24 protein-coding genes are annotated in these 25,083 nt (G+C 71.7%); 13 read left to right on the forward strand and 11 right to left on the reverse strand.

The window, feature by feature from the left end; translation table 11 throughout:
• Window positions 1-50: 50 nt before the first annotated feature.
• From OG310_RS10295 to OG310_RS10310, 4 genes are all read right to left on the reverse strand, one after another.
• The gene (locus OG310_RS10295; protein ID WP_329455572.1) at window positions 51-1,502 is read right to left on the reverse strand and encodes a hypothetical protein; all 1,452 of its coding nucleotides are present in this window, start codon (window positions 1,500-1,502) and stop codon (window positions 51-53) included.
• Window positions 1,492-2,076, reverse strand: coding sequence for a DUF6114 domain-containing protein (locus tag OG310_RS10300; RefSeq protein WP_329455573.1), 585 nt, complete (start codon window positions 2,074-2,076; stop codon window positions 1,492-1,494). Before OG310_RS10300 ends, OG310_RS10295 begins: the two co-directional genes overlap by 11 nt.
• Before the next feature lie 130 nt (window positions 2,077-2,206).
• Complete coding sequence (locus OG310_RS10305) at window positions 2,207-2,854, reverse strand: DUF6230 family protein (protein ID WP_329455574.1); 648 nt, start codon at window positions 2,852-2,854, stop codon at window positions 2,207-2,209.
• Window positions 2,855-3,584: 730 nt separating this feature from the next.
• Window positions 3,585-4,559: a tetratricopeptide repeat protein gene (locus OG310_RS10310; protein ID WP_329455575.1), complete on the reverse strand. Its 975-nt coding sequence runs from the start codon at window positions 4,557-4,559 to the stop codon at window positions 3,585-3,587.
• A 251-nt stretch (window positions 4,560-4,810) separates the two neighbouring features.
• On the opposite strand from OG310_RS10310, the gene OG310_RS10315 reads away from it, so the two are divergent.
• Entirely contained in the window at window positions 4,811-5,461 is a 651-nt protein-coding gene (locus OG310_RS10315; protein ID WP_329455576.1) for a TetR/AcrR family transcriptional regulator, read from the forward strand.
• Between the two features lie 214 nt (window positions 5,462-5,675).
• On the opposite strand, the gene OG310_RS10320 is transcribed toward OG310_RS10315, so the two are convergent.
• From OG310_RS10320 to OG310_RS10340, 5 genes are all read right to left on the reverse strand, one after another.
• Window positions 5,676-7,376 carry an acyl-CoA mutase large subunit family protein gene (locus tag OG310_RS10320; protein WP_329455577.1) on the reverse strand — a complete coding sequence of 567 codons (1,701 nt, stop codon included), beginning with the start codon at window positions 7,374-7,376 and terminating at the stop codon, window positions 5,676-5,678.
• Window positions 7,377-7,575: 199 nt separating this feature from the next.
• Window positions 7,576-7,914 carry a DUF3817 domain-containing protein gene (locus OG310_RS10325; RefSeq protein ID WP_329455578.1) on the reverse strand — a complete coding sequence of 113 codons (339 nt, stop codon included), beginning with the start codon at window positions 7,912-7,914 and terminating at the stop codon, window positions 7,576-7,578.
• A gap of 64 nt (window positions 7,915-7,978) precedes the next feature.
• On the reverse strand, window positions 7,979-8,518 hold the full coding sequence (locus OG310_RS10330; protein ID WP_329455579.1) for a MarR family winged helix-turn-helix transcriptional regulator: 540 nt from the start codon (window positions 8,516-8,518) through the stop codon (window positions 7,979-7,981).
• A 209-nt stretch (window positions 8,519-8,727) separates the two neighbouring features.
• Window positions 8,728-9,036: an MTH1187 family thiamine-binding protein gene (locus OG310_RS10335; RefSeq protein ID WP_329455580.1), complete on the reverse strand. Its 309-nt coding sequence runs from the start codon at window positions 9,034-9,036 to the stop codon at window positions 8,728-8,730.
• Entirely contained in the window at window positions 9,033-9,377 is a 345-nt protein-coding gene (locus tag OG310_RS10340) for a DUF3817 domain-containing protein (RefSeq protein ID WP_329460111.1), read from the reverse strand. Before OG310_RS10340 ends, OG310_RS10335 begins: the two co-directional genes overlap by 4 nt.
• Before the next feature lie 182 nt (window positions 9,378-9,559).
• On the opposite strand from OG310_RS10340, the gene OG310_RS10345 reads away from it, so the two are divergent.
• The 5 genes from OG310_RS10345 to OG310_RS10365 all read left to right on the forward strand — a co-directional run bounded on the left by OG310_RS10345 (window position 9,560) and on the right by OG310_RS10365 (window position 12,799).
• The gene (locus OG310_RS10345) at window positions 9,560-10,198 is read left to right on the forward strand and encodes an AIM24 family protein (RefSeq protein WP_329455581.1); all 639 of its coding nucleotides are present in this window, start codon (window positions 9,560-9,562) and stop codon (window positions 10,196-10,198) included.
• Window positions 10,199-10,201: 3 nt separating this feature from the next.
• The gene (locus tag OG310_RS10350; RefSeq protein WP_329455582.1) at window positions 10,202-10,852 is read left to right on the forward strand and encodes an AIM24 family protein; all 651 of its coding nucleotides are present in this window, start codon (window positions 10,202-10,204) and stop codon (window positions 10,850-10,852) included.
• Window positions 10,849-11,634, forward strand: coding sequence for an AIM24 family protein (locus OG310_RS10355; protein ID WP_329455583.1), 786 nt, complete (start codon window positions 10,849-10,851; stop codon window positions 11,632-11,634). Before OG310_RS10350 ends, OG310_RS10355 begins: the two co-directional genes overlap by 4 nt.
• Before the next feature lie 86 nt (window positions 11,635-11,720).
• Window positions 11,721-12,218 carry a MarR family winged helix-turn-helix transcriptional regulator gene (locus OG310_RS10360; RefSeq protein ID WP_329455584.1) on the forward strand — a complete coding sequence of 166 codons (498 nt, stop codon included), beginning with the start codon at window positions 11,721-11,723 and terminating at the stop codon, window positions 12,216-12,218.
• Window positions 12,219-12,325: 107 nt separating this feature from the next.
• Entirely contained in the window at window positions 12,326-12,799 is a 474-nt protein-coding gene (locus OG310_RS10365) for an adenylate kinase (protein WP_329460112.1), read from the forward strand.
• A gap of 91 nt (window positions 12,800-12,890) precedes the next feature.
• Here the strand turns inward: OG310_RS10365 and meaB are convergent, their stop codons facing one another.
• Together meaB and OG310_RS10375 are read right to left on the reverse strand one after the other, a co-directional pair.
• Window positions 12,891-13,853: a methylmalonyl Co-A mutase-associated GTPase MeaB gene (meaB, locus tag OG310_RS10370; protein WP_329455585.1), complete on the reverse strand. Its 963-nt coding sequence runs from the start codon at window positions 13,851-13,853 to the stop codon at window positions 12,891-12,893.
• A gap of 201 nt (window positions 13,854-14,054) precedes the next feature.
• On the reverse strand, window positions 14,055-15,254 hold the full coding sequence (locus tag OG310_RS10375; protein ID WP_329455586.1) for an acetyl-CoA C-acetyltransferase: 1,200 nt from the start codon (window positions 15,252-15,254) through the stop codon (window positions 14,055-14,057).
• Window positions 15,255-15,453: 199 nt separating this feature from the next.
• On the opposite strand from OG310_RS10375, the gene mce reads away from it, so the two are divergent.
• The 7 genes from mce (at window position 15,454) to OG310_RS10410 (ending at window position 25,039) form a co-directional block, all read left to right on the forward strand.
• Window positions 15,454-15,882: a methylmalonyl-CoA epimerase gene (gene mce, locus OG310_RS10380; protein WP_329455587.1), complete on the forward strand. Its 429-nt coding sequence runs from the start codon at window positions 15,454-15,456 to the stop codon at window positions 15,880-15,882.
• Window positions 15,883-16,043: 161 nt separating this feature from the next.
• Window positions 16,044-19,757 carry a polarized growth protein Scy gene (gene scy / locus OG310_RS10385; RefSeq protein WP_329455588.1) on the forward strand — a complete coding sequence of 1,238 codons (3,714 nt, stop codon included), beginning with the start codon at window positions 16,044-16,046 and terminating at the stop codon, window positions 19,755-19,757.
• Window positions 19,758-19,882: 125 nt separating this feature from the next.
• Window positions 19,883-20,821, forward strand: coding sequence for a cellulose-binding protein (locus OG310_RS10390; RefSeq protein WP_329455589.1), 939 nt, complete (start codon window positions 19,883-19,885; stop codon window positions 20,819-20,821).
• Between the two features lie 97 nt (window positions 20,822-20,918).
• Window positions 20,919-22,043: an ABC transporter ATP-binding protein gene (locus OG310_RS10395; protein ID WP_329455590.1), complete on the forward strand. Its 1,125-nt coding sequence runs from the start codon at window positions 20,919-20,921 to the stop codon at window positions 22,041-22,043.
• 3 nt (window positions 22,044-22,046) lie between these two features.
• Complete coding sequence (locus tag OG310_RS10400) at window positions 22,047-22,799, forward strand: ABC transporter permease subunit (RefSeq protein ID WP_329455591.1); 753 nt, start codon at window positions 22,047-22,049, stop codon at window positions 22,797-22,799.
• A gap of 231 nt (window positions 22,800-23,030) precedes the next feature.
• Window positions 23,031-24,179 carry an ABC transporter ATP-binding protein gene (locus tag OG310_RS10405; RefSeq protein WP_329460113.1) on the forward strand — a complete coding sequence of 383 codons (1,149 nt, stop codon included), beginning with the start codon at window positions 23,031-23,033 and terminating at the stop codon, window positions 24,177-24,179.
• The gene (locus tag OG310_RS10410; RefSeq protein ID WP_329455592.1) at window positions 24,176-25,039 is read left to right on the forward strand and encodes an ABC transporter permease; all 864 of its coding nucleotides are present in this window, start codon (window positions 24,176-24,178) and stop codon (window positions 25,037-25,039) included. Before OG310_RS10405 ends, OG310_RS10410 begins: the two co-directional genes overlap by 4 nt.
• Window positions 25,040-25,083: the final 44 nt, after the last annotated feature.

Consider the following 25,083-nt stretch of genomic DNA (forward strand, 5'->3'; position numbering starts at 1 on the left):
CGCACCCCGGGCGGGGTGCGGGCCAACGGCACAGCAAGGACAGGACGGTCCTAGCCTATGAAGCTGTGCAGGCCCTTCATGCTCAGCGTGCCGCCGAACTGGCCCGCCTGGTCGACCGTGGCGTTCGTGAAGAACACCTTGGAGATCTGGATGGGCGGCGGGAAGTCCGGGGTGAAGGTGATCGGCAGAAGACCGAACATGCTGCCCGACAGCTTCTCCGTGTACATCGTCACGGGGCCGTCGATGGTCGACGTGCTGCCGGGCGCGGTCTTGATCTGCGTGTGGGTCACGATGTTGCCGTGGGCGTCCCGGTTGTCGACCGTCTGGTGGAGATCACCGATGTCGATCGAGTCCGCCGTGAACTTCATGACCCGCTTGGTCCCCGCCTGCGTCTTGATGTCCACGAGCCCCCGGTAGCACAGGCCGTTGAGGCCCAGCTTGCTGCTGGACAGATGCCAGGGGTCGTTGGCCATCGACGGCGCGTCCGCGTCCTCGGTGGGGGGCTTGAGGATCGGGATCAGGTTGTCGCACGGCCCGTCGTCACACGAACCGCCGTCAGCCTTGGTCTCGTCCCCCTGGGAAGCGCCAGGGACGTCGCTGAAGGGAACGCCCCTCTTCGTCAGCAGGTCCTTGATGGCGTCCGTCTTGGTCTGCGCCGTCCCCGCCTTGGCCTTGGACAGCCCGCCCACGGTTCCCTTGACGGCCTTGCCGGACGTGGAGGTGGACGTACCGCTGTCCTTGCCGTCGCCGCTCCCGCCCTTCGCCCCGTCGTCACCCTTCGAGGTACCGCCCAGGACCGAGCCGAGGGACGGTGTGCCCTTCGAGGACGAGTCCGTCGTGGAACCCGGCTTCGCGGTGGTACCCGACGTCGATGTGGAAGCCGCGCTCGGGGTCGAGCTGGGCGTCGGCGTGTCCGAAGGCGTGGGCGTGGACGAGGACTTGTCGTGCCCGCCCAGCAGGCCGCCCACCACGGAGCCGAGCCCGCCGAGCAGACCGCCGCCGCCCTGGCCGCCGCCCTGCGCGGGGGCGGAGGACTGCGTCGGGTCGGGCGTGTGCGTCCCGGAGGGCGTGGCCGAAGGCGTCGAGGACGGCTTCGGCCCGGTGGAACCGCCGCCCGGCTTCGTACCGTCGTCACTCTTGCCGCCCCCGGAGTCCGCGCCCGCACTCGTGCTCGCGGACGGGTCCGGCTTCGCGGACGGGGAAGACGACGGCGACGGCGAGTCCGACGCGCTGGGCTCGTCGGACCGGCTCACGCACGGGTTGTCGGCCTTGTTGGTGTTGTCGTCCGCCAGCGCGAGCCGCGGTGTGAGGCCCATCCCGACGAAGACGGCCGTCGGCATGGCCGCGAATATCATCGCCTTGCCCGCCGGCATCTGGAACTTCGTCAGGAGCGACTTCCGGGGCGCGGCGTGCCGCCGTGCGGCATGCCGTGGACCCGTGGCTCTCCTGAACTCCTCGGCCGCGGCCGTCGTGGCCGCCGCCTGCGTACCGTCATCCCGCACTGTGCCTCCCGCCCTTGGCATTGGCCGTGCTCGTGTGCGTCGCGGTGTTCTGGTCCACCCCCGGGTGGGAGCCCAGGAACAAGGAGCCGGGGCCGGTCGTGCCGGCACCGCTCCAGTGGTCCGTCCCGGAGGGCTCCTCGGTGGGGGTGTCCCGCTCCTCGGCCCTGCCCGGTGCCCAGGACACCGACAGGCAGCCGCCGACGAGGGCGAGGACGAAGCCGACGACGAACCCGCCCAGGTTGGAGACGGGGATGGAGACCAGGGCGAGCAGGATGGCGGCGATGCCGGCGAACACCCGCACGATGGAGTGGAACCACATCGTCATACCGAGCGTGAACAGCAGGACGCCGATGATCAGTGAGCCGGCACCCGCCGTCGTCGCCAGGGCGAGGGTGAGATTGCCGACGTGGAGATGGGCGTACGGAAAGTAAGCGATCGGCAGTCCGCTGAGAAGCGTCAACAGCCCTGCCCAGAAAGGCCTCTTACCGCGCCAGGCGCGGAACCTCAGCCTCCAGTACCTGAACCCGCCGTCGCGCTCCGGGGTCACGAGGGTGTCCGCGGTCTCGGCGCTCATGGAAAACAGCTCCCTGGAACCGGCATTGCCTTGACGGAATGCCATGAGATGAAGGGGGTGGCGGACGGGGCGCGCGGCCTGCGCGGGACGGATGTCCCACGTTCCGCTCGCCCCGTCCGTCGGCGGGTGCCTAGTAGCACCCCTTGTCACCCGCGGCCAGGGCCATGTGCAGCCCGCTCAGGTTGAACGTGCCGGCCGTGGTGGCCCAGGCCCGCTGCTGCACACCCGTCAGGACCGCGCGGTCCGCGTCCTGGGCGAACGAGCCGGCGTCGACCTTGTCCTTGTCGCCCGGCGCGATGCCCGCGTGCGAACCGTCACTCGTCGACCCGGCCGACTGGCCGATGTTGATGTTGGTGAAGGTCGCGTTGGTGCTGTCCAGGTCGTCCAGGTCGATGTACAGGTTGGTCGCCTGGACATCCGTGCCCTTGTCACCGGCGGTCAGCGTCATGGTGACGTCGCCGAACCCCGGGATCGGTGCGACCACCGACTGGCAGAGGTCCGTGATGGACGCCGACTTGAACCCGTTGACCGCGACGGGGTGGGCGGCCTTCTTGCCGTCCTTGCCCTCGACGCCGTAGTCGACCGCGGCGTACTGGGTGAAGCCCGTACCGTCGAGCTTCTCGGCCTTGACCTTGAAGTCCTGCCCCGAGACGCTGAAGGACGCGGCGAGCGCCCCCTGCGACAGGGCGACACCGATCGCGGCCGTAGCGGCCACGCTCGGCACCAAGACCACCGCGAAGCGCTTCCATCTGGTCCCACCACGTACTGGGGACTCCATGTATTTCCTCCTTCTCGGACGTACATCACCATGCGGACGTGGGGACCGTCATGGGATGGGGAGAAGTGCTACGTCCTCGGAAGGAGAGCGCCCGCCGTGCCGTGCGCGAGCCGCGCCCGGTCCACCGGTCGATCACCCCCGAGCGACAACCACCGGCCGCGCTGTCGCACGGCCTTCGGACAGGCCCCGCCGGTTGGGCGGGTTCCCCCCTGTCCGGGGGAATCGGCGTCCACGGGCCCGCCGACCCGCTCGGTGGGGACCCAAAGACCTAGGGGACACGACTGGTTCGCCGTGCCGGTGCGTTTTCGGACCGAGCGTCGACGATGCTGGTCCATTCGGGGCGACGGCACAAGGGGTCTCGTTACCAGCCAGTAACGGACGGATAACCGCACGGCGACCGAGCGGCATCATCCGGCCACACTCGGTGTCAATACCCACCGGTACGACTGGCGGGAATCATGGTCAAAAAGGGACAGACAGGAAAGCTCGGTTTACTGCGAGTAACAGCGGCTGTATAGGTCAAGTCTTGATAAAGATCAGCCACCGTCGTCGCCTTGTCGCCAAATCCGCACCAGCAAAGCGGAGGCGGACCCTCCGGCGGCACCAAATCGGCACATCCGCCTCACGAGTCCGCCAAGTACGCTCTCGTCACATGCGTCACGGGCGCCGCAGTCGTAAACCGCCTGTGTCCTGACCCCACGGTCAGGACACCGGGAGAACCGGCAGCGGATCAGAACAGCACCCGCGCGAGTGCGGTGCGCGCGGCGCTCACCCGCGGGTCGTCCGCCCCGATGACCTCGAAGAGTTCGAGCAGTCGCAGCCGCGCCTTCTCCCGGTCGTCACCCACCGATCCCCGCACCGTCTCGACGAGGCGCGCGAACGCGTCCTCCACGTGCCCCCCGGCCAGGTCCAGGTCGGCGACGGCCAGTTGCGCGTCGACGTCCCCGGGCTTGCCGGCCGCGTCCTGCCGCACCTGCTGGGGGTCCAGCGCGCCCACCCGGTTCAGCAGTTCCGCCTGCGCGAGGCCGAGCTTGGCCTCGGTGTTGGCCGGGTCGTCGGACAGCACGTTGCGGTACGCCTGGACGGCTCCCGCGAAGTCGCCCGCGTCGAGCGCACCGACGGCCGCCTCCAGGAGCGCGTCGTACGGGCCGGGGGGTGCCACGGGCACCTCGTCCGGCTCCGGCTCGGCGGCGTCGGCGTCCACCGGGATCCCGGTGAGCCCGAAGCGCTCCTCACCGACCTGGATGAGCTGGTCGAGCGTCTGCCGGATCTGCTCCTCGGGGGCGGCCCCCTGGAACAGCGGCAGCGCCTGGCCGGCGACCACCGCGAAGACGGCGGGGATCCCCTGGATGCCGAACTGCTGCATCAGCATCTGGTTGGCGTCGACGTCGATCTTGGCCAGAACGAACCGGCCGTTGTACTCACGCGTCAGGCGTTCGAGGAGGGGGCTGAGCTGCTTGCACGGCTCGCACCACTCGGCCCAGAAGTCGATGACGACGGGCACCTCGGCGGAGCGCTGGAGGACGTCCCGCTCGAAGCCCGCCTCGTCGACGTCGATCACGAGGGCGGACGGGGAGACGGCAGGGGTGCCGCCGTTGCGGGCGGCCTCGGCGCGGGCCTGCTCCGCCTTGGTCTTGGCCTCGCCGGCCGCCTTCACCGCGGCGAGGTCGACGACGCCGCTCATGGACATGTTCCTAGGCTGCATGAGTACATCCTCCCCCTTCCGCACCCGGCTGCGAAACTTCCCGGGTTCCGCCCCGGGCCGCGGGCGGGACGCCCCCACGGCGCCCCGCCCGCCCTGCTGTGGCGCCTGGTCCCCACCGGGCGCCGGATGGCTGTCACTCAGGTCCTCGGAAGGGCCTTTCGCTACGACTCGTAGCGTAACTGTCCCGGAGGGGCCGCGGGGCGGATCATCACATGACCTGGCTCACAACGACCGGCCGGTAGGGTCGGCCCATGTCTACCCGTACCGGCCCCGAAGGTATGCACCAGGGACGCACCGGCCGCCCCCGCAGCCCCGGGGCCGACGCGGCCATCCTGGCGGCGACCCGGCAGGCACTCGTCGAGGTCGGCTGGTCGAAGCTGACGATGGGGGACGTCGCGACCCGCGCGGGCGTGGCCAAGACGACGCTCTACCGGCGCTGGCCCGGCCGCAACGAGCTGGTCGTGGACGCGGTCGCCGTCCTCTTCGACGAACTCGAACTCCCGGACCTCGGCACCCTGTCGGCGGACGTCGAGTCCGTCGTCCGGCAGTTCGGCGCACTGCTCGACCGGCCCGAGGCGAAGACCGCGCTGATGGCCGTCGTCGCCGAGGCCACCCGTGACGCGGCACTGCGGCAGCGGATCCGCACGGCGATCGTGGACCGGCAAAAGCGCCTCGTGGTGGCAGGCCGGCGGCGCGCCGAGGAGCGCGGGGAGCTCCCGCCCCCGCCCGACACCGAGACGGCGGCGCGGGACACCGACCTGATCTTCGACGTCGTGGCGGGCGCGGTGGTGCACCGCACCCTGGTCAGCGCGGAGCCGGTGGACGCCGACTGGGCGCACCGCCTCGCCCAGCTGGTCCTCGCGGGTCTCACGGCCCAGCGGACCCCCGGCCACGGGGTGTGACGCCACCGGCGCCACCCCTCGCCGGGCGCGGCACCCGCCGCACAGGAGGCCCGGCGCCGCGTTGCCGGGCGCCCGCGGGTGCGGCGGCCCCGGAGCCCGGCGCGGCGCACGCACGACGGCGGGGCCGCTCCCTGCCGGGAAACGGCCCCACGTCGTACTCCACGTCGTACCCGGCCTCCACCACCCGACGTCTCGCGGCGGCGGTGGGCGGTCCTCAGAAGCCCGGCGGCTCCGTGTACGTGCCCCACTCGTCGCGCAGGACACCGCAGATCTCGCCGAGGGTGGCCTCCGCGCGCACCGCCTCCAGCATCGACGGGATCATGTTCGAGCCGTCGCGGGCGGCGGACAGCATGGCGCCGAGGGCGGCGGTGACCTCGCCGTCGTCCCGCGCGGCCTTGCGCTCGGCCAGCGCACTGACCTGGTCCCGCTCGACCTCGTGGCTGACCCGCAGGATCTCCAGATCGCCGGTCACCGAGCCGTGGTGGACGTTGACGCCGACGACCCGCTTGTCGCCCTTCTCCAGCGCGCGCTGGTACTGGAAGGCCGATTCGGCGATCTCGCCGGTGAACCAGCCGTCCTCGATGCCGCGCAGGATGCCGGAGGTGATGGGCCCCACGGGGTGCTGCCCGTCCGGGTGGGCGCGCCGCCCGCGCTCGGTGATCTGCTCGAAGATCTTCTCGGCGTCCGCCTCGATCCGGTCGGTCAGCTGTTCCACGAACCAGGAGCCGCCCAGCGGGTCGGCGACGTTCGCCACCCCGGTCTCCTCCATCAGCACCTGCTGCGTGCGCAGCGCGATCTCCGCGGCCTGCTCGCTGGGCAGTGCCAGGGTCTCGTCGAGGGCGTTGGTGTGCAGCGAGTTGGTGCCGCCGAGTACGGCCGCGAGCGCCTCGACCGCGGTGCGGACGACGTTGTTGTACGGCTGCTGCGCGGTGAGCGAGACGCCCGCGGTCTGGGTGTGGAACCGCAGCCACTGCGCCTTGTCGGTCTTCGCCCCGTAGACGTCCCGCAGCCAGCGGGCCCAGATGCGGCGGGCCGCGCGGAACTTGGCGATCTCCTCGAAGAAGTCGACGTGCGCGTCGAAGAAGAACGACAGGCCCGGCGCGAAGACGTCCACGTCGAGGCCGCGGGCGACGCCCAGTTCCACGTAACCGAACCCGTCGGCGAGCGTGTAGGCGAGCTCCTGCGCGGCCGTCGCCCCCGCCTCGCGGATGTGGTATCCGGAGACCGACAGCGGCTTGTACGCGGGGATCGCGCTCGCGCAGTGCTCCATCAGGTCCCCGATGAGGCGCAGGTGCGGCTCCGGCTGGAAGAGCCACTCCTTCTGGGCGATGTACTCCTTGAAGATGTCCGTCTGGAGCGTCCCGTTCAGTACGCCCGGGTCGACGCCCTGGCGCTCCGCCGCGACGAGGTACATGCAGAACACGGGGACGGCCGGGCCGCTGATCGTCATCGACGTCGTCACGTCGCCGAGCGGGATGCCGTCGAACAGGACCTCCATGTCGGCGGCCGAGTCGATCGCGACGCCGCAGTGGCCGACCTCGCCGAGCGAGCGGTCGTCGTCCGAGTCGCGGCCCATCAGGGTCGGCATGTCGAAGGCCACCGAGAGGCCGCCGCCGCCGTTGGCGAGGATGGTCTTGTACCGCTCGTTGGTCTGGCGCGCGTTGCCGAAGCCGGCGAACTGGCGGATGGTCCAGGTACGGCCCCGGTAGCCGGTCGGGTACAGGCCCCGGGTAAAGGGGTACTCACCGGGCCAGCCGATGCGCTCGAAGCCGTCGTAGGTGTCGCCGGGCCGGGGCCCGTACACCGGCTCCACGTCGTCACCGGAGAGTGTGGAGAAGTCCGCTTCACGCTTGCGGGCCTTGTCGTACCGGGCCTGCCAGCGGCTGCGGCCCTCGTCGATCGCGTCAGCGTCCATACCCTTGAATTTACTAGGACGTCCAAGTAAATGTCGATGGAGAACCGCTACGGATGGGACACGAACCCGCCCGGGCGGCCTGGCACCGGGGCGGACGGCGGCCCGGCAGGACCGGTCCGGGGCGGCCCGGCACGGCGTACGCGCGGTCCGGGAGCGCGCGTACGCGCGCCCGGACCGGGGGTGCGGCCGGACGCCGCCGTCAGACCTTCGCGGTGACAGGGACGGGCGTGACGACCTTGGCCTGGAGCTCACGGGAGACCCGGCGCTCGACGAAGAAGGCGGCCGTGGGGATCGTCCCGGCTAGCAGCACCCAGAGCTGGCGCATGACCGGGTACTTGGCCTTGGAACCCAGATCGAACGCGAAGACCAGGTAGACGATGTAGAGCCAGCCGTGTGCGATACCCACGATCTCCACGAAGCTCGCCGCTCCGTTGATGTCGAGCACGTACTTGGCGATGACACCGAGGGTGAGCAGGATGAGCAGTACGCCGGTGACGTACGCCATCACCCGGTAACGGGTCAGCACGCTTCGTTTCATGCCGGAGAGCGTAGTGGCACCAACCGGGCGATCTTCGCGCGGGTCACCCCTCGCCGGGCCCCTCTCACCACTCCTCGCCGCCGCGCCCCGGCGGCCTGCGCTCCTCGAAGTCCTCGGCCGCCAGCCTCAGCGGGCGCAGCATCGCGAAGATCTCGGCGCACTCCTCCGCGTCGTACACGCCGAGCCCGAAGTCCATGGCCATCAGGTCGCGGGTGGCGGCCTCCACCACCTCGCGCCCCTGGTCGGTGATGGACGCGAGGGTGCCCCGGCCGTCGTTGGGGTTCGGGCGTTTGTCGACGAAGCCCGCGCGCACCAGCCGGTCCACGGTGTTGGTCACCGAGGTGGGGTGGACCATCAGGCGCTCACCGATCTTGGACATCGGCAGCTCGCCCGCCTTGGAGAAGGTGAGCAGGACCAGCGCCTCGTAGCGCGCGAACGTCAGCCCGTGGGGTCTGACCACCGAATCGACCTCGGACAGGAGGATCTGCTGCGCCCGCATGATGGAGGTGATGGCGACCATGGAGGGGACGGGCCCCCAGCGCTGCTGCCACAGATCGTCCGCGCGGGCGATGGGGTCGAAGGGGAGACTCAACGGCTTCGGCACAACCCCGACCCTACCGAGCGATGATATGCCCAGCCCCGGCCGGTCTTCCCGGGCCGCTCCCCCGCCGTCCGCGGGGCCGCTCCCCCGCCGTCCGCGGGGCCGCGCGCCCGCCGTCCGCGGGGCCGCGCGCCCGCCCGCGCCGGGCACCGCTCACCGCCTCGTACGGGCGCCGCGCGGGCCCACGCCGGACGGGCGGGGCCGGGAGCCGCTCAGGCCGTGGCGCCACCCTCGCGCAGGTGCCGCTCGACGGTCTCCACCTTGGCGCTCAGGCCGTCCGTGACGCCCTGGCGGATGTCGGCCTTGAGGACGAGGGAGACGCGCGAGGACCGTGCCTCGACGGCGGCGACCGCCCGCTTGACCACGTCCATCACCTCGTCCCACTCCCCCTCGATCGAGGTGAACATGGCATCCGTACGGTTCGGCAGGCCGGACTCGCGGACCACGCGGACCGCGTCGGCGACGTACTCCCCGACGTCCTCGCCGACACCGAGCGGCGAGACGGAGAAGGCGACGATCATGCGTTCACCGTGCCCTCGCGACGGGCCCTGGCGGCGATGACCATGTCCTCGGAGGCGCGCTTGAGCTTGCGCTCCGCGAAGAAACCGCCGGTGGGCAGGACGGAGAGGATGAAGTAGAACGCGGCCGTGGGCAGCTGCCAGCGCGCGCACCGCCAGGCGTCCAGCCAGAACAGCACGTAGAGGATGAACAGGATCCCGTGGATCATCCCCATGGCGGGCACGGCGTTGAAGTCCGTGGTGCGCTTGAGCACCGAGCAGACGAGCAACAGCAGGAAGGACACCGCCTCGGGCGCGGAGACGAGGCGTAGTCGGTGGAGTGCGGATCCGGCTCTGATGTCCACGGGTGCTTCGCTTTCGGTCGGGGTGTCGTTTGTGAACGCGCGCACAAACCGGGTCCATTGTGGCAGCCGTGGTCATGCGGTCCGTGTCAGGGGCGCCCCGCGGGCCCTGCCGGGGCGGTCCGCGCCGGGCCGGACCGGAGAGGTGCTGTTCGCGGGGGCGCCGGGCCCGATACCTTCGTTCCGTGGCTCAGTTCCGACTCCAGGGAAGCAAGATGCTCGCGGTCGACATGGCCGGCGACGCGGTGAAGGCGAAGAACGGTTCGATGGTCGCCTACGACGGCCAGATGTCCTTCAAGAAGATGTCCGGCGGCGGTGAGGGCCTGCGCGGGATGGTCACGCGCAGAATCACCGGCGAGGCGATGACGGTGATGGAGGTGCGCGGTCAGGGCACGTGCTTCTTCGCGGACCGGGCGAGTGAGATCAACCTCGTCACGCTCCACGGCGACAAGCTCTACGTGGAGGCGTCCAACCTGCTGTGCACCGACGCGGGCCTGCGCACCGGCACCTCGTTCACCGGGCTGCGCGGCGCGGCCGGCGGCAACGGCCTGTTCACGACGACGGTCGAGGGCACGGGCCAGGCGGCGATCATGTCGGACGGGCCGGCCGTGGTGCTGCGGGTCAGCCCCCAGTACCCGCTGTCCGTCGACCCCGGCGCGTACATCGCCCACCAGGGCGCCCTGCGGCAGAACTTCCAGTCCGGGGTCTCGTTCCGCACCTTCATGGGCGAGGGCTCGGGCGAGTCGTTCCAGATCAGGTTCGAGGGCGAAGGACTCGTCTACGTACAGCCCAGTGAACGGAACACGATCGGGGGTGACATCTAGGCCATGCCGTTCCGAGAGATCAACGACAAGCTGGTGGAGGCGACACTCCGCCCGGGGCAGCGGATGTTCAGTCAGCGCGGCGCGATGGTCGCCTACCGCGGGGACGTCAGCTTCACGCCGAACATCGGGGGTGGTCAGGGCGGGGTGATGTCCATGATCGGCCGCCGCGTCGCGAACGAGGCGACACCGCTGATGACGGTCGAGGGCGACGGCACCGTGCTGTTCGGCCACGGGGGGCACCACATCCAGGTGATCAACCTGAGCGGGGACACGCTGTACGTGGAGGCCGACCGGCTGCTCGCCTTCGACGGCGCCCTGGAACAGGGCACGATGTTCATGGGCTCGCAGGGCGGGGTGATGGGCATGGTGCGCGGACAGGTCAGCGGCCAGGGCCTGTTCACCACCACCCTCAGGGGCCACGGCGCGGTCGCGGTCATGGCGCACGGCGGGGTGGTCGAACTGCCGATCACGCCGGGCCGCACGGTGCACGTCGACCCGCAGGCGTACGTGGCGCACCACGGCGACGTACGCAACAAGCTGTCGGCCGCCCTCGGCTGGCGCGAGATGGTGGGCCGCGGCTCGGGCGAGGCGTTCCAGCTGGAGCTGAGCGGCAACGGTGCGGTGTTCGTCCAGGCGTCGGAGGAGAAGCTGTGACCGGGCCCGTGGTCCTCGACCCCTTGACGCTGCCGAGCGACGACAACGTCAACAAGTACATGTTCTGCGTCGAACTGCGCGGCGACCAGTGGCTCCTGCAGAAGGGGAAGATGGTCGCCTACTACGGCCAGATCTCCTTCGACGGCGTCGGCCACGGCCGCTTCGAGGGCCTGCTGCGCACGAGCTTCCACTCGCCGCTGCACGTGGCGGACTGGGTGGTGGCGCAGGGCAGCGGCAAGATGCTCCTCGCCGACCGGGCCTTCGATGTGAACTCGTACGACCTGGAGGAAGGGAACCTGACCATCCGGTCGGGCAATCTGCTGGCCTACCAGCCCTCGCTCGCGTTGAAGCAGTCGATCGTGCCGGGGTTCCTGACGCTCATCGGCACGGGCAAGTTCGTGGCGGTGTCGAACGGTCCCGTGGTGTTCATGGAGCCGCCGCTGCGGGTGGACCCGCAGGCGCTGGTCGGCTGGGCCGACTGCCCCTCCCCCTGCCACCACTACGACTTCGGCTACATGCGGGGGATCCTCGGGGGTGTCCGGGCCATGACAGGCATCGGGGGCGCGTCCGGCGAGGAGCATCAGTTCGAGTTCGTCGGGGCAGGTACTGTACTGGTCCAGTCCACCGAGGTCCTGATGGCGGAGCGGCCGACGGGCACCGTGCCCGGCGAGGCGGGGATTCCCGGCGGCGGCCAGCAGGGCGGCGGTCCTGCGGGCGGGGCGGCGGGGCTGCCCCGGCTCGGCGGACAGCTCGGTGACCTGCAACGACGCTTCGGCCTCTGACGGCGCTCGCGGGACGGGGCGGCGTGCGGGGCGGACGCGGCGGCCATCCTTCGTACAAAATTCAACTTCTTAGGTAGAATGTCGCCATGGAGACCGAGACACAGACCGCCCCCCAGGAGACCGACGGCCCCTGGCTGACCGAGGCGGAACAGTGCGCCTGGCGTACACACCTGGATGTCAACCGGTTGCTGACGTACCAGATGGAGAAGGACCTCCAGCCGTTCGGCCTGACCATGAACGACTACGAGATCCTGGTGAACCTCTCCGAGGCGGAGGAGCGAAGACTGCGCATGACCGATCTGGCCGCGGCCACGCTCCAGTCCAAGAGCCGCCTCTCCCACCAGGTCACCCGGATGGAGAGCGCGGGCCTCGTCAAGCGGGAGCACTGCGAGTCCGACCGGCGCGGACTGTTCGCGGTCCTCACGGACCAGGGGATGGAGACCATGCGCAAGGTCGCCCCGCACCATGTCGCGTCCGTGCGCAGGCACTTCATCGACATGCTGGCACCGGAGCAGCTGACGCAGCTGCGGGCCTCGCTCACGCCCGTCGCCGACCAGCTGCGCAAGCGGCGCGGCAAGAACTGAGCGGCGGCCCGCCCCCGCCCGTGCCGCACGGCACCGGAGCGGGAGGCGAAGTGCCCTCCCCCCGGCGGGTCCTGGTCGTCGGCAGCACCGGTGCGGGCAAGTCGACCATGGCCCGGGCTCTGTCCCAGGCACTGGGACTGCCGTATCACGAGATGGACGCGCTGTATTTCGGCGGTCCCGGCTGGCGGGTGAACGAGAACTTCGCCGAGGACGTCGCGCGGATCGCGGGCGGCACCGGCTGGATCATCGACTCGATCGGCTACCCGGCGGTCAGGGACGTGCTGTGGGACAAGGCCGACACGATCGTCTGGCTGGACTACCCGCGCCGCGTGATCATGCCGAGGGTGCTGCGCCGCTCCCTGCGCAGGTCACTGCTGCGGGAACGGATCTTCGGCGGGAACCGGGAGGCCTGGGCCGACTGGCTGACGCGTGACCACCCCGCCTGGTCCGCGTGGAGGGGCCACGCGGAGCGCCGCGCGGAGATCACCCGCCGCACCCGCGCGGAGCATTTCGCACCCCTGCGAGTGGTGCGCCTGAGCGCTCCCGCCCACGCGGCGGCTTGGCTGCGCGCGCCGCACTGAAGCCCTGCCGCCCATGAGGCGCTGAAACCCGCTGCCCCGACGACGGGGCGCCCGTCCGCGCACCCGCTCGTGGGCGCCGCCTCTTCGGGGGCTACCGGCCGGGGGTGCCCGTGACGCCCGCGACCAGCTCGTCCGCCGCCGTGTACGGGTCCAGCTCACCGGCGGCCACCCGGCCCGCCAGGGCCTCCAGACGCGTGTCACCCCGCAGGTCCGCGATGCGCTCGCGCAGCGACGTGACGGCGATGGTCTCCACCTCGTGCGCGGCCCGCCGGGTCCGGCGCGCGGACAGCGCCCCGTGCTCCTCCATCCAGGCGCGGTGCTTCTCCAGCGCCTCGACGACCTCGTCGATCCCCTCCCCGCGCGCGGCGACCGTCTTGACGATCGGGGGCCGCCAGTCACCCGCCGCACGGGACTCACCGAGGCCGAGCATGTGGTTCAGCTCGCGGGCCGTCGCGTCGGCGCCGTCCCGGTCGGCCTTGTTGACCACGTACACGTCCCCGATCTCCAGGATCCCGGCCTTGGCCGCCTGGATCCCGTCGCCCATGCCGGGTGCCAGCAGCACCACCGAGGTGTCGGCCTGCGAGGCGATCTCGACCTCGGACTGGCCGACCCCGACCGTCTCGACCAGGATCACCTCGCACCCGGCCGCGTCCAGCACCCGGATCGCCTGCGGCGCGGCCCAGGCGAGCCCCCCGAGATGCCCGCGTGTGGCCATCGAGCGGATGTAGACACCCGGGTCCGACGCGTGCTCCGACATGCGGACGCGGTCGCCGAGCAGGGCGCCGCCGGAGAACGGCGACGACGGGTCGACCGCCAGCACCCCGACCCGCCGGCCCGCCTTGCGGTACGCCGTGACGAGCGCGGACGTCGACGTGGACTTGCCGACGCCGGGCGAGCCCGTCAGCCCCACCACGTACGCGCGGCCGGTCAGCGGTGCGAGCGCCGCCATCACCTCACGCAACTGCGGTGACGCCCCTTCGACCAGGGAGATCAGCCGCGCCACGGCGCGTGGCCTGCCCGCCCGCGCCTGCTCCACGAGCTCGGAGACGTCCATCACAGCCCTGATCCTCCCGTGCACCGGCCGGTCCTCGGCACCGGCCGATGGCCGCTGCCCGCTCCGGCTGCTTCGCCGTCCGCCTGCTTGCTTGTCGGTCCTTGCCACCGGCCGCTCACCGGCCGCCGCCCACCGGGCCCCCGGGGGCCCGAGCGGCCGCTGTCCACTGCCCCGGGCTCCCGACTGCGGCCGACCGTGACGCTACTTGGCCACGCGCACGATCAACGCGTCGCCCTGCCCGCCGCCACCGCACAGCGCCGCCGCGCCCACCCCGCCGCCGCGCCGCTTGAGCTCCAGCGCGAGGTGGAGCACGAGGCGCGCGCCCGACATCCCGATCGGGTGGCCGAGGGCGATTGCGCCGCCGTTGACGTTCACCAGGTCGGGGGACACGCCCAGGTCCTTCATGGACTGCACGGCGACCGCGGCGAACGCCTCGTTGATCTCGATGAGATCGAGGTCGCCGACGGTCAGCCCCTCCTTGGCGAGGGCCTGCTCGATCGCGTGGGACGGCTGGGACTGCAGCGAGTTGTCGGGGCCCGCGACATTGCCGTGGGCGCCGATCTCCGCCAGCCAGTCGAGCCCGAGCTCCTCGGCCTTGGCCTTGCTCATGACGACGACGGCCGCCGCGCCGTCGGAGATCTGCGAGGCCGTGCCCGCCGTGATGGTGCCGTCCGGGGAGAACGCCGGGCGCAGCTTGGCGAGGCCCTCGGCGGTGGTGTCCGGGCGGATGCCCTCGTCCGCGGCGAACAGGATCGGCTCGCCCCTGCGCTGCGGGACCTCCACCGGCACGATCTCCGCCTCGAACACGCCGTTCTTCTGCGCGGCCGCCGCCCGCTGGTGCGAGCGCGCGCCGAACTCGTCCTGCGGGGCCCGCTCGATGCCCAGGCGGGTGTTGTGCTTCTCCGTCGAGGCGCCCATGGCGATGTCCTCGTACGCGTCGGTGAGGCCGTCGTGCGCCATGGAGTCGAGGACTTCGAGCGATCCGTACTTGTAGCCCTCGCGGGACTTCGGCAGCAGGTGCGGCGCGTTCGTCATGGACTCCTGGCCGCCCGCGACGACGATGTCGAACTCACCGGCGCGAATCAGCTGGTCGGCCAGGGCGATCGCGTCGAGGCCGGAGAGGCAGACCTTGTTGATCGTCAGGGCCGGGACCGTCATCGGGATGCCGGCCTTGACCGCCGCCTGCCGGGCGGGCAGCTGGCCCGCGCCCGCCTGGAGCACCTGCCCCATGATCACGTACTCCACCTGCCCGGCGCCGACGCCGGCCCGCTCCAGCGCGGCCTTGATGGCGAAGCCCCCGAGGTCGGCGCCGGAGAACGACTTGAGCGAGCCGAGGAGGCGGCCCATGGGCGTGCGCGCGCCCGCGAGGATCACTGACGTGGTGGTGTGCGAACCGGACATGAGCGGGGACCCCTTTGCATGCGACGGTGCGTGCGGCGTGCCGGACGCGGTGCGGCCGGCCGCATCGGTCTCGGCAGGTGAACGCCGTGAACGACGGTTAACTTCCAATGTACCGGCGGGTAGGGACATCGGTCATCGGCCGGTCCGTGTGACGGCGCGCACGTTGCGTGACGGCCCGCTGCGCGCTGGACTGGGTCCCATGCTGACGCGTATCGATCACATCGGAATCGCCTGTCACGACCTTGACACAACTGTCGAGTTCTACCGGTCGACCTACGGGTTCGAGGTCTTCCACGAGGAAGTCAACGAGGAGCAGGGCGTGCGCGAGGCGATGCTGCGCGTCAACGGCACGTCGGACGGCGGCTCCTCCTGCCTCCAACTGCTCGAACCGGTCCGGGAGGACTCGGCCGTCGGCAAGTGGCTGGCCAAGAACGGGGAGGGCGTGCACCACATCGCGTTCGGGACCCCCGACGTCGACGGCGACTCCGAGGCCATCAGGGACAAGGGCGTCCGCGTCCTGTACGACGAGCCGAGGACGGGCACGATGGGGTCACGTATCACCTTTCTTCACCCGAAGGACTGCCACGGAGTCCTCACAGAACTGGTCACCTCCCTCCCGCAGGACTGACCCCGGGCATCCCGGGCCCGGTAGAGTGGGCCGCTCCGGGCCGGGGCCGGGCCGGGGCGGCGCCCCCACTGATGATCTGACACCATTCCCCCGGGGGGCCGTTCACCTTGAACGGTGCTCGCTCAGCAGAGTTGCGACCAGGGGACGGATGGGACCGCGCAGTGCGGGGCTACGAACGCCAGGAGAGCCACCGGGCTGACGACCAGCTCTCGCGGATCGAAGCCGAGATGGACCGGCTGCGGACCGCGCGGGAGAAGGCCGTCCAGCACGCCGAGGACCTCGGTTACCAGGTCGAGGTGTTGCGCGCGAAGCTCCACGAAGCGCGCCGCAACCTCGCCATGAGGCCCTCCTCCTATGACGGTGGCGATCTGGGCTACCAGGCGGAACAGATGCTCCGCAACGCCCAGATCCAGGCCGACCAGCTGCGCTCGGACGCCGAGCGCGAGCTGCGGGACGCGCGCGCCCAGACGCAGCGCATCCTCCAGGAGCACGCCGAGCACCAGGCGCGCCTGCAGGCGGAACTGCACGCCGAGGCCGTTCAGCGCCGCCAGCGCCTCGACCAGGAGCTCGCGGAGCGCCGGCAGACCGTCGAGTCCCACGTCAACGAGAACGTCGCGTGGGCCGAGCAGCTGCGTGCCCGTACGGAGTCGCAGGCCCGCCGCCTGATGGAGGAGTCCCGCAGCGAGGCGGAGCGCTCCCTGTCCGCCGCGCGCGCCGAGGCCGCCCGGGTCGCGGACGAGGCCCGCCAGCGCCTTACCGCCGACGCGGAGTCGGCGCGCGCCGAGGCCGAGGCGCTGCTGCTGCGCGCCCGCAGGGACGCGGAGCGCCTGCTGAACGCGGCGTCCAACCAGGCCCAGGAGGCCACGAGCCACGCGGAAGCGCTGCGCACGAGCACCGCCGCGGAATCCGACCAGGCACGCCAGCAGGCCGCGGAGCTCGGGCGCACCGCCGAGCAGCGGATGCAGGCGGCCGAGGAGCGGATGCGGGAGGCCCGCACCGAGGCCGACAAGATCGTCTCGGAGTCCAAGGAGGCCGCGGTCAAGCGGCTCGCGGGCGCCGAGTCGCAGAACGAACAGCGCACCCGCACCGCGAAGGCGGAGATCGCCCGGCTCGTCGGCGAGGCCACCGAGGAGGCCGAGGCCGCGAAGGCGGAGGCCGAGCAGGTCCTCGCGGACGCGCGCGCCGAGGCGGACAAGCTCGTCGCGGAGGCCGCCGACAAGGCGCGGTCCGCCGCGGCCGAGGACACGGCCGCCCAGCTCGCGAAGGCCGCCAGGACCGCGGACGAGGTGCTCACGAAGGCGTCGGACGACGCCCAGGGCACCCGGCGCAAGGCGGTCGAGGAGGCTGAGCGCGTCCGCCGCGAGGCGGAGGCCGAGGCGGACCGGCTGCGCGCGGAGGCCGCGGAACAGGCCGACCAGCTCAAGGGCGCCGCGAAGGACGACACCAAGGAGTACCGCGCCAAGACCGTCGAACTCCAGGAGGAGGCACGACGGCTGCGCGGCGAGGCCGAGCAGCTGCGTTCCGAGGCGGTCGCCGAGGGCGAGCAGATCCGGGGCGAGGCCCGCAGGGAGGCCGTCCAGCAGATCGAGGAGGCCGCCAAGTCGGCCGAGGAGCTGCTGACGAAGGCCCGCGCGGACGCCGACGAGCTGCGCTCCGGCGCCACCGCCGAGAGCGAGCGGGTGCGCACCGAGGCCATCGAACGCGCCACATCGCTGCGCCGGCAGGCCGAGGAGACCCTGGAGCGCACCCGTACCGAGGCCGAACGGCTGCTCGCCGAGGGCGAGGAGCAGGCCGAAGCGACACGGAGCGCCGCCGAGGAGGCCGCAGGCCGGCTGCGTGACGAGACCGAACGCGCCGTCGAGACGCGCAAGTCGGAGGCGGCCGCCGAGCTGACGAGGCTCCAGAGCGAGGCCGAACAGCGCCTGGAGTCCGCCGAGTCGGCGCTGACCGAGGCGCGGGCGGAGAGCGGGCGGCTGCGTCGCGAGGCCGCCGAGGAGACGGAGCGGCTGCGCGCGGAGAACGCGGAGCGCATCAAGTCGCTGCGGGAGCAGGCCGAGCAGGAGGCCGGGCGGCTGCGCGACGAGGCGGCGGGGGACGCGTCGGCCTACCGCGCCGAGGCGGAGAACGCGGCCGTCCGCATGCGTACCGAGGCCGTGACGGAGGCCGAGCGGCTCAAGACCGAGGCGCAGGAGAGCGCGGACCGCATCAGGCGCGAGGCCGCGGCCGCCGCCGAACGGGTGGGCACCGAGGCCGCGGAGGCGCTGTCCGCCGCGCAGGAGGAGGCCCTCAGGCGGCGCCGCGAGGCCGAGGAGCTGCTGGAGTCGGCGCGCTCCGAGGCCGACCAGGAGCGCGAGCTCGCCCGGGAGCAGAGCGAGGAGTTGCTCGCCGCCGCCCGCAAGCGGGTGGAGGACGCGCAGGCGGAGGCGCAGCGACTGGCCGAGGAGGCCGACCGCGGCGCGAGCGAGACCGTCTCGGCGGCCGAGCAGACCGCCCGGGAGGTCCGCGAGTCGGTCGCGGGCCTGCACGACCAGGCGGAGCAGGAGATCGCCGGGCTGCGTTCGGCGGCCGAGCACGCGGCGGAGCGCACGCGCGCCGAGGCGCAGGAGGAGTCGGAGCGCGTACGCGCCGACGCCTACGCCGAGCGGGAACGGGCCGGCGAGGACGCGAACCGGATCCGTACCCGGGCCCAGGGCGAGTCCGACGCGGCGCAGGCGCTCGCGGAGCAGACCGTCAACGAGGCGGCGGCGGAATCGGACCGGCTGCGCACCGAGGCGACCGTGCACGCCCAGCGGCTGCGGACCGAGGCGTCCGACGCCCGCGCGGCGGCCGAGCAGGACGCGTCGAGGACGCGCGCCGAGGCGCGTGACGACGCGAACCGCATGCGGTCCGAGGCGGCGACGCAGGCTGACCGGCTCGTCACGGAGGCCACCGCCGAGACGGAGCGCATGCGCGCCGGGGCTGCCGAGACGGTCGGCTCCGCACAGCAGGCAGCCGAGCGGATGCGCGCCGAGGCCGAGCAGGTACGCGCCGAGGCCCACGCGGAGGCCGAGCGGCTGCGGAGCGAGGCGCAGCAGGAGGCCGACCGGCTCCTCGACGAGGCGCGCACGAGCGCGGCCAAGCGCCGCTCCGACGCGGCCGAGCAGGCCGACCAGTTGATGAACAAGGCCCAGGAGGAGGCGCTGCGCGTCGCCACCGAGGCCGAGGCCAACGCGGACCTGATGGTCGGCGCCGCCCGCAAGGAGGCCGAGCGGGTCACGGCGGAGGCCACCATCGAGGGCAACACGAGGGTGGAGCGGGCCCGCGCCGACGCGGACGAACTGCTGGTCGGGGCGCGCGGGGACGCCGCGGCGCTGCGGGAGCGCGCCGAGGAGGCGCGTGCCCGGGTCGACGCCGAGATCGAGGAGCTGCACGAGCGGGCGAGGAGAGAAACCTCCGAGCAGCTGAAGACGGTCGGTGAGCGGGTGGATACTCTGATGAAGGCGGCGAGCGAGCAGCGCGCCGAGGCCGACCACAAGGCCAAGGAGCTGCTGGCCGAAGCCAATTCGGAGGCGAGCAAGGTCAGGATCGCCGCGGTGAAGAAGGCCGAGGGTCTGCTCAAGGAAGCCGAGCAGAAGAAGGCCGGACTCGTCCGGGAGGCCGAGCAGCTGCGCGCCGAAGCCGACCGGGACGCCGAGCGGATGGTCTCGGAGGGCAAGCGCGAGCTCGACATCCTGGCGCGCAGACACTCCGACATCCAGGCCGAGATCTCCCGGGTGCAGGACGTGCTGGAAGCGCTGTCGTTCGAGGCCCCGGGCGCCTCCGGCAAGGACGGCCCCGTCAAGGCGGGGGCGTCCGCGGGGACAACGCGTTCGAACGGTAAGCCGTCGGACGGCTAGTCAGGACTGAACCACTCGAAAGGCTGGTCATTCTGCATATCAAAGCTGCATCGACGCGTTGACACGCCGTAAGCACCCCTAGGATTCCCTCTATCACCTCACCGCTCTCTTTCGACAGGAACCCCATGAGCGACACTTCCTCTCCCTTCGGCTTCGAGCTCGTGCGGCGTGGTTACGACCGCGGTCAGGTGGACGACCGCATTACCAAACTCGTCGCCGACCGGGACAGCGCGCTGTCCCGGATCACCGCTCTGGAAAAGCGCATCGAGGAGCTCCACCTCGAAACGCAGAACGCCCAGGCACAGGCCACCGACGCCGAGCCGTCGTACGCCGGTCTCGGCGCCCGGGTCGAGAAGATCCTCCGCCTCGCCGAGGAAGAGGCCAAGGACCTGCGAGAAGAGGCCCGCAGGGCCGCCGAGCAGCACCGCGAGCTCGCCGAGTCGGCGGCTCAGCAGGTGCGCAACGACGCCGAGGCGTTCGCCGCCGAGCGCAAGTCGAAGGCGGAGGACGAGGGCTCCCGTATCGTCGACAAGGCGAAGAGCGACGCCTCCACGCTGCGCAACGACGCCACGAAGGACGCACAGTCCAAGCGTGACGAGGCCGACGCGCTGTTCGAGGAGACCCGCGCCAAGGCCGCCCAGGCGGCCGCGGACTTCGAGACGAACCTCGCCAAGCGCCGCGAGCAGTCGGAGCGCGACCTGGCATCGCGTCAGGCGAAGGCGGAGAAGCGCCTGGCGGAGATCGAGCACCGCGCCGAGCAGCTGCGCCTGGAGGCCGAGAAGCTGCGCACGGACGCGGAGCGCAGGGCGCGCCAGACGGTGGAGACGGCCCAGCGCCAGTCCGAGGACATCGTCGCCGACGCGAACGCGAAGGCCGACCGGATCCGCAGCGACTCCGAGCGCGAGCTGGCGGCCCTCACCAACCGCCGCGACTCCATCAACGCGCAGCTGACCAACGTCCGCGAGATGCTGGCGTCGCTGACGGGTGCCGCGGTCGCCGCCGCCGGTTCCCCGGCCGACGACGAGCCGATCTCCCGCGGGGTGCCGGCGCAGCAGACGCGCTGACGGCCCGGAGAACCGGACGAGTCCGTTCGGTAACGGTTGTGTCAGCCCCCCGCCACTCAGGTGGCGGGGGGCTTTGCGCGCGCCTAGGTTGGGCCACATGATCGAGGTCGAGGGGCTCACCAAACGCTACGGCCGCAAACTGGCGGTCGATCATCTTTCGTTCCAGGTAAGGCCGGGCGTGGTGACCGGTTTTCTGGGGCCCAACGGCGCGGGCAAGTCGACCACCATGCGGATGATGCTGGACCTCGACAACCCGACCAGCGGCTCGGTCCGTATCGACGGCAGGAAGTACCACGAGCTGACCGACCCGCTGAAGCACATCGGGGCGTTGCTCGAAGCGAAGGCGATGCACGGCGGCCGCACCGCGTACAACAACCTGCTGTGTCTCGCGCAGAGCAACCGCATCCCGCGCCGGCGGGTCGACGAGGTCCTCGACATGGTCGGGCTGACGGCGGTCGCCAAGCGCAAGTCGAAGGGCTTCTCGCTCGGCATGGGCCAGCGGCTCGGTATCGCGTCGGCCCTGCTCGGCAACCCCGAGATCCTGATGTTCGACGAACCCGTCAACGGCCTGGACCCGGAGGGCATCCACTGGATCCGCACGCTGATGAAGGCTCTGGCCGCCGAGGGCCGCACGATCTTCGTGTCGAGTCACCTGATGAGTGAGATGGCGCTGACCGCGGACCACCTCATCGTGATCGGTCAGGGCCGGCTGCTGGCGAACACGTCGATGGCCGACTTCATCCACCAGAACTCGCGCAGTTTCGCCCGCGTCCGCACTCCTCAGCCGGAGCAGCTGCGGGACGCGCTGCGCGAGGCGGGGATCGCGGCGGCCGAGGTGGACGGCGGGGCGTTCGAGGTCGACGGGGCGGAGACCGAGGCGCTCGGCGAGCTGGCGGCCACGCACCGGATCACGCTGCACGAACTGAGCGCCCAGCGGGCCTCCCTGGAGGAGGCGTTCATGCAGATGACGGCGGATTCGGTGGAGTACCACGCCCACGCGGGCCCCGGCGAGAGGATTGCCCCGGGGCAGGTCCAGGCCGGGCAGGTCCCGCCGGACCGGGTTCCCGCCGGTCAGGCGGCGCCGGGAGGGGTTCCCGCCGGCCAGGCCCCCGGGGCCGGGCAGGGCCGGGGACCTGGTGAGGGCACCCAGCCCCCCGCGGAGCCCGGGACCTGGGGACAGGACTGGGACCAGAGCCGAGACCAGCGCAACAAGGGAGTCTGAACGATGTCTTCGGTACCGGCCGTCCTGGAGTCCGAGTGGACCAAGATCCGCACGGTCTCCTCCACCACGTGGACACTCGTTCTGGCCTTCGTCGTGACCGCCGGCTTCGGCGCCGTGGCGACCACGCTGGTCAACCCGGGGGACCACTTCGACCCGACGTTCATCAGTTTCTCCGGCATGACGCTCGGCCAGTTGGCCATGGTCGTGTTCGGGGTGCTCGTCGTCGGCTCCGAGTACAGCTCGGGCATGATCCGCACGTCGCTCGCGGCGGTCCCGCGCCGCGCCACCTTCCTCTTCGGCAAGATCGGCGTGGCGGGCCTGCTCGCGCTGGTGGTCGGCCTCATCACCGGCTTCGTCACGTTCTTCCTCGGCCAGGCACTGCTGGGTGACGACGGGACGACCCTCGGGGCGCCGAACGTGCTGCGCGCCGTGGTCGGCAGCGGTCTGTACATGTGCCTGATCGCGGTCTTCTCGATGGGCGTCACGACCATGCTGCGCAGCTCGATGCTGTCGCTCGGGATCCTGATGCCGTTCTTCTTCCTGGTCTCGAACATCCTCTCGGTGGTGCCGAAGGCCAAGGACGTCGCGCGGTACTTCCCCGACCAGGCCGGCTCCAAGATCCTCCAGGTGGTGCCGGACGCCGCGGGCGGCAACGACGCACCGTACGGGCCCTGGGCCGGGTTCGCGATCATGGCGCTCTGGGTCGTCGCCGCGCTCGTCGGCGGTTACCTGGTGCTGCGCAAGCGCGACGCGTGAGCGGGGTTCGCCGGGCGGGGGCCCGCCCGGCGCCCGGACCCCGCGGACCGGGCTCCGCCGCCGGCCGCCTGCCGGGCCGCGCCCGGTGCGGTGGTGAGGTCCGGCGGTGAGGTCCGGCCGCGACCTCCCGTACCCACCCTTGGCCTCTGCCTTCGCGGTGCGGATATCCTCTCTGTTCCAAGGCCCCGCCCGCCGATGAGGCAGGGACCCGACCCGTCGATGGGGCTGGAGATGATCGAGGCAGTCCACCTGACCAAGCGCTTCGGTGCCAAGACCGCGGTGGACGATCTGTCGTTCCAGGTACGCCCCGGCCATGTCACCGGGTTCCTCGGTCCCAACGGCTCCGGCAAGTCCACGACCATGCGCATGATCGTGGGACTCGACCGGCCGACCAGCGGTGTCGTCACCGTGGGCGGGCAGCCCTTCCGGCAGACGCCGAACGCGCCCCGCGAGCTCGGGGCGCTGCTCGACGCCAAGTCCGTGCACGGCGGCCGGAGCGCCCGCAGCCATCTCCTCGCGCTCGCCCAGCTCTCCGGCATCCCCGCCTCGCGCGTCGAGGAGGTGCTCGGCGTCGTCGGGCTGCGGGACGTGGCCGGCAAGCGGTCCAAGGGGTTCTCGCTGGGCATGGGGCAGCGGCTCGGCATCGCCGCCGCGCTGCTCGGCGACCCGGAGGTGCTGCTGTTCGACGAGCCCGTCAACGGTCTCGACCCGGAGGGCATCTACTGGGTCCGCACGCTGATGAGACGGCTGGCGTCCGAGGGCCGCACCGTCCTCGTCTCGTCGCACCTGATGAGCGAGATGGCCGTCACCGCGGACCATCTGATCGTGATCGGCCGGGGCCGGCTGCTCGCCGACATGAGCGTCCGCGAGTTCATCTCGCGCAACTCGTCCGGCTTCGCGCGGGTACGGGTCGCCGACGACGACCACGGGCAGCGGGAGCGGCTCGCCGCCGTGCTCGGCGACGCGGGCGGCGGGACGCTGTCCGAGCCGGACGGGGCGCTGCGGGTGACGGGGCTGCCGCTCCCCCGGGTCAGCGACCTCGCGCACAAGGCCGACATCCGGCTGTGGGAGCTCTCCCCGCACCACGCCTCGCTGGAGGAGGCCTACATGCGGATGACGCAGGCCACGGTCGACTACCGCTCCACGGACGACGAGCTGGCCGGCTTCGAGCAGGAGGAGCCCGGCTACGAGCCACCCGCCGTGCCCGACGTGCCGCAGCAGGGCTGGTACGTGCCGCCCGCGGAGGACCCCCGGTTCGCGCACCACCGGGATCCGCGGTTCCGCCACGACCAGGATCCGGCGCCCGGCGACGTTCGCGACGACTCCGGCTCCGGCCGCACCACGGACTCCGCCCCCGCCCCGGACAAGGACGCACGATGACCGCCCCGTACCCGAGCGGCGCCGCAGGACAGGACCTCGACCCCAGTACTGGGCGCGGCGGCTATGTGTCGCCGATCCCGGTGCGCAGGGCCCACCTGGGAGACGCCGTCGTCGCCGAGTGGACCAAGATCCGGACGGTGCGGTCCACGGTGTGGACGCTCGGCGGCCTGATCGTGCTGGTCCTCGGTACCGGGCTGCTGATCGCGTGGGGCGTGACCGCGACATCGGTGGGCGGCACCCGGAGCCCCGGCACGGCGCTGTCCTTCGGGTTCTTCGGCGTGCTTCCCGGCACGATGTGCGTGATCACGCTCGGAGTGCTGACGTTCTCCAGCGAGTTCAGCACCGGGCTGATCCGTGCGACGCTGACCGCCTGTCCGAGCCGGGCGCGGGTGCTGACCGCGAAGGCCACGGTGTACTTCTCGCTGGTCTTCACGCTGATGCTGGGGCTCACCCTGATCACGTCCGTGCTCCAGGTGGTGATCCTCGACACGGCGAGCCCGACGGGCGCCCAGTGGGTCTCCGCGACGCTCGGAGTGAGCCTGTACATGGCGTTGCTGGGCGTCCTGTCGCAGGCGCTCGGCGCGCTGGTCAAGCACGCGGTTGGTGCCATCACGGCGATGCTGGGCGTGCTGCTGCTGCCGCTGGTCCTCTCGCTGTTCCTGATCACACCCCTGGAGAAGGTGAGCAGTGCGCTGCTGACGTACTCGATCCCGAGCCAGCTGGCGTCCTTCTACCCGAGCCTCGGCGGGATCGCGTCGGGCCCGGCGCCCACCGGCTGGGTCTCGCTGTGGATCCTGCTCGGTGTGACGGCGGTGGCGATGGGCGGCGCGTACGCGACGCTGGAGCGGCGCGACGCCTGACACGTACCGCCCGGGGTGCGCGGTCATCGGGGCCGGCCGCGCCG

Source organism: Streptomyces sp. NBC_01497 (genome assembly GCF_036250695.1).
In the GTDB taxonomy this organism is placed as follows: domain Bacteria; phylum Actinomycetota; class Actinomycetes; order Streptomycetales; family Streptomycetaceae; genus Streptomyces.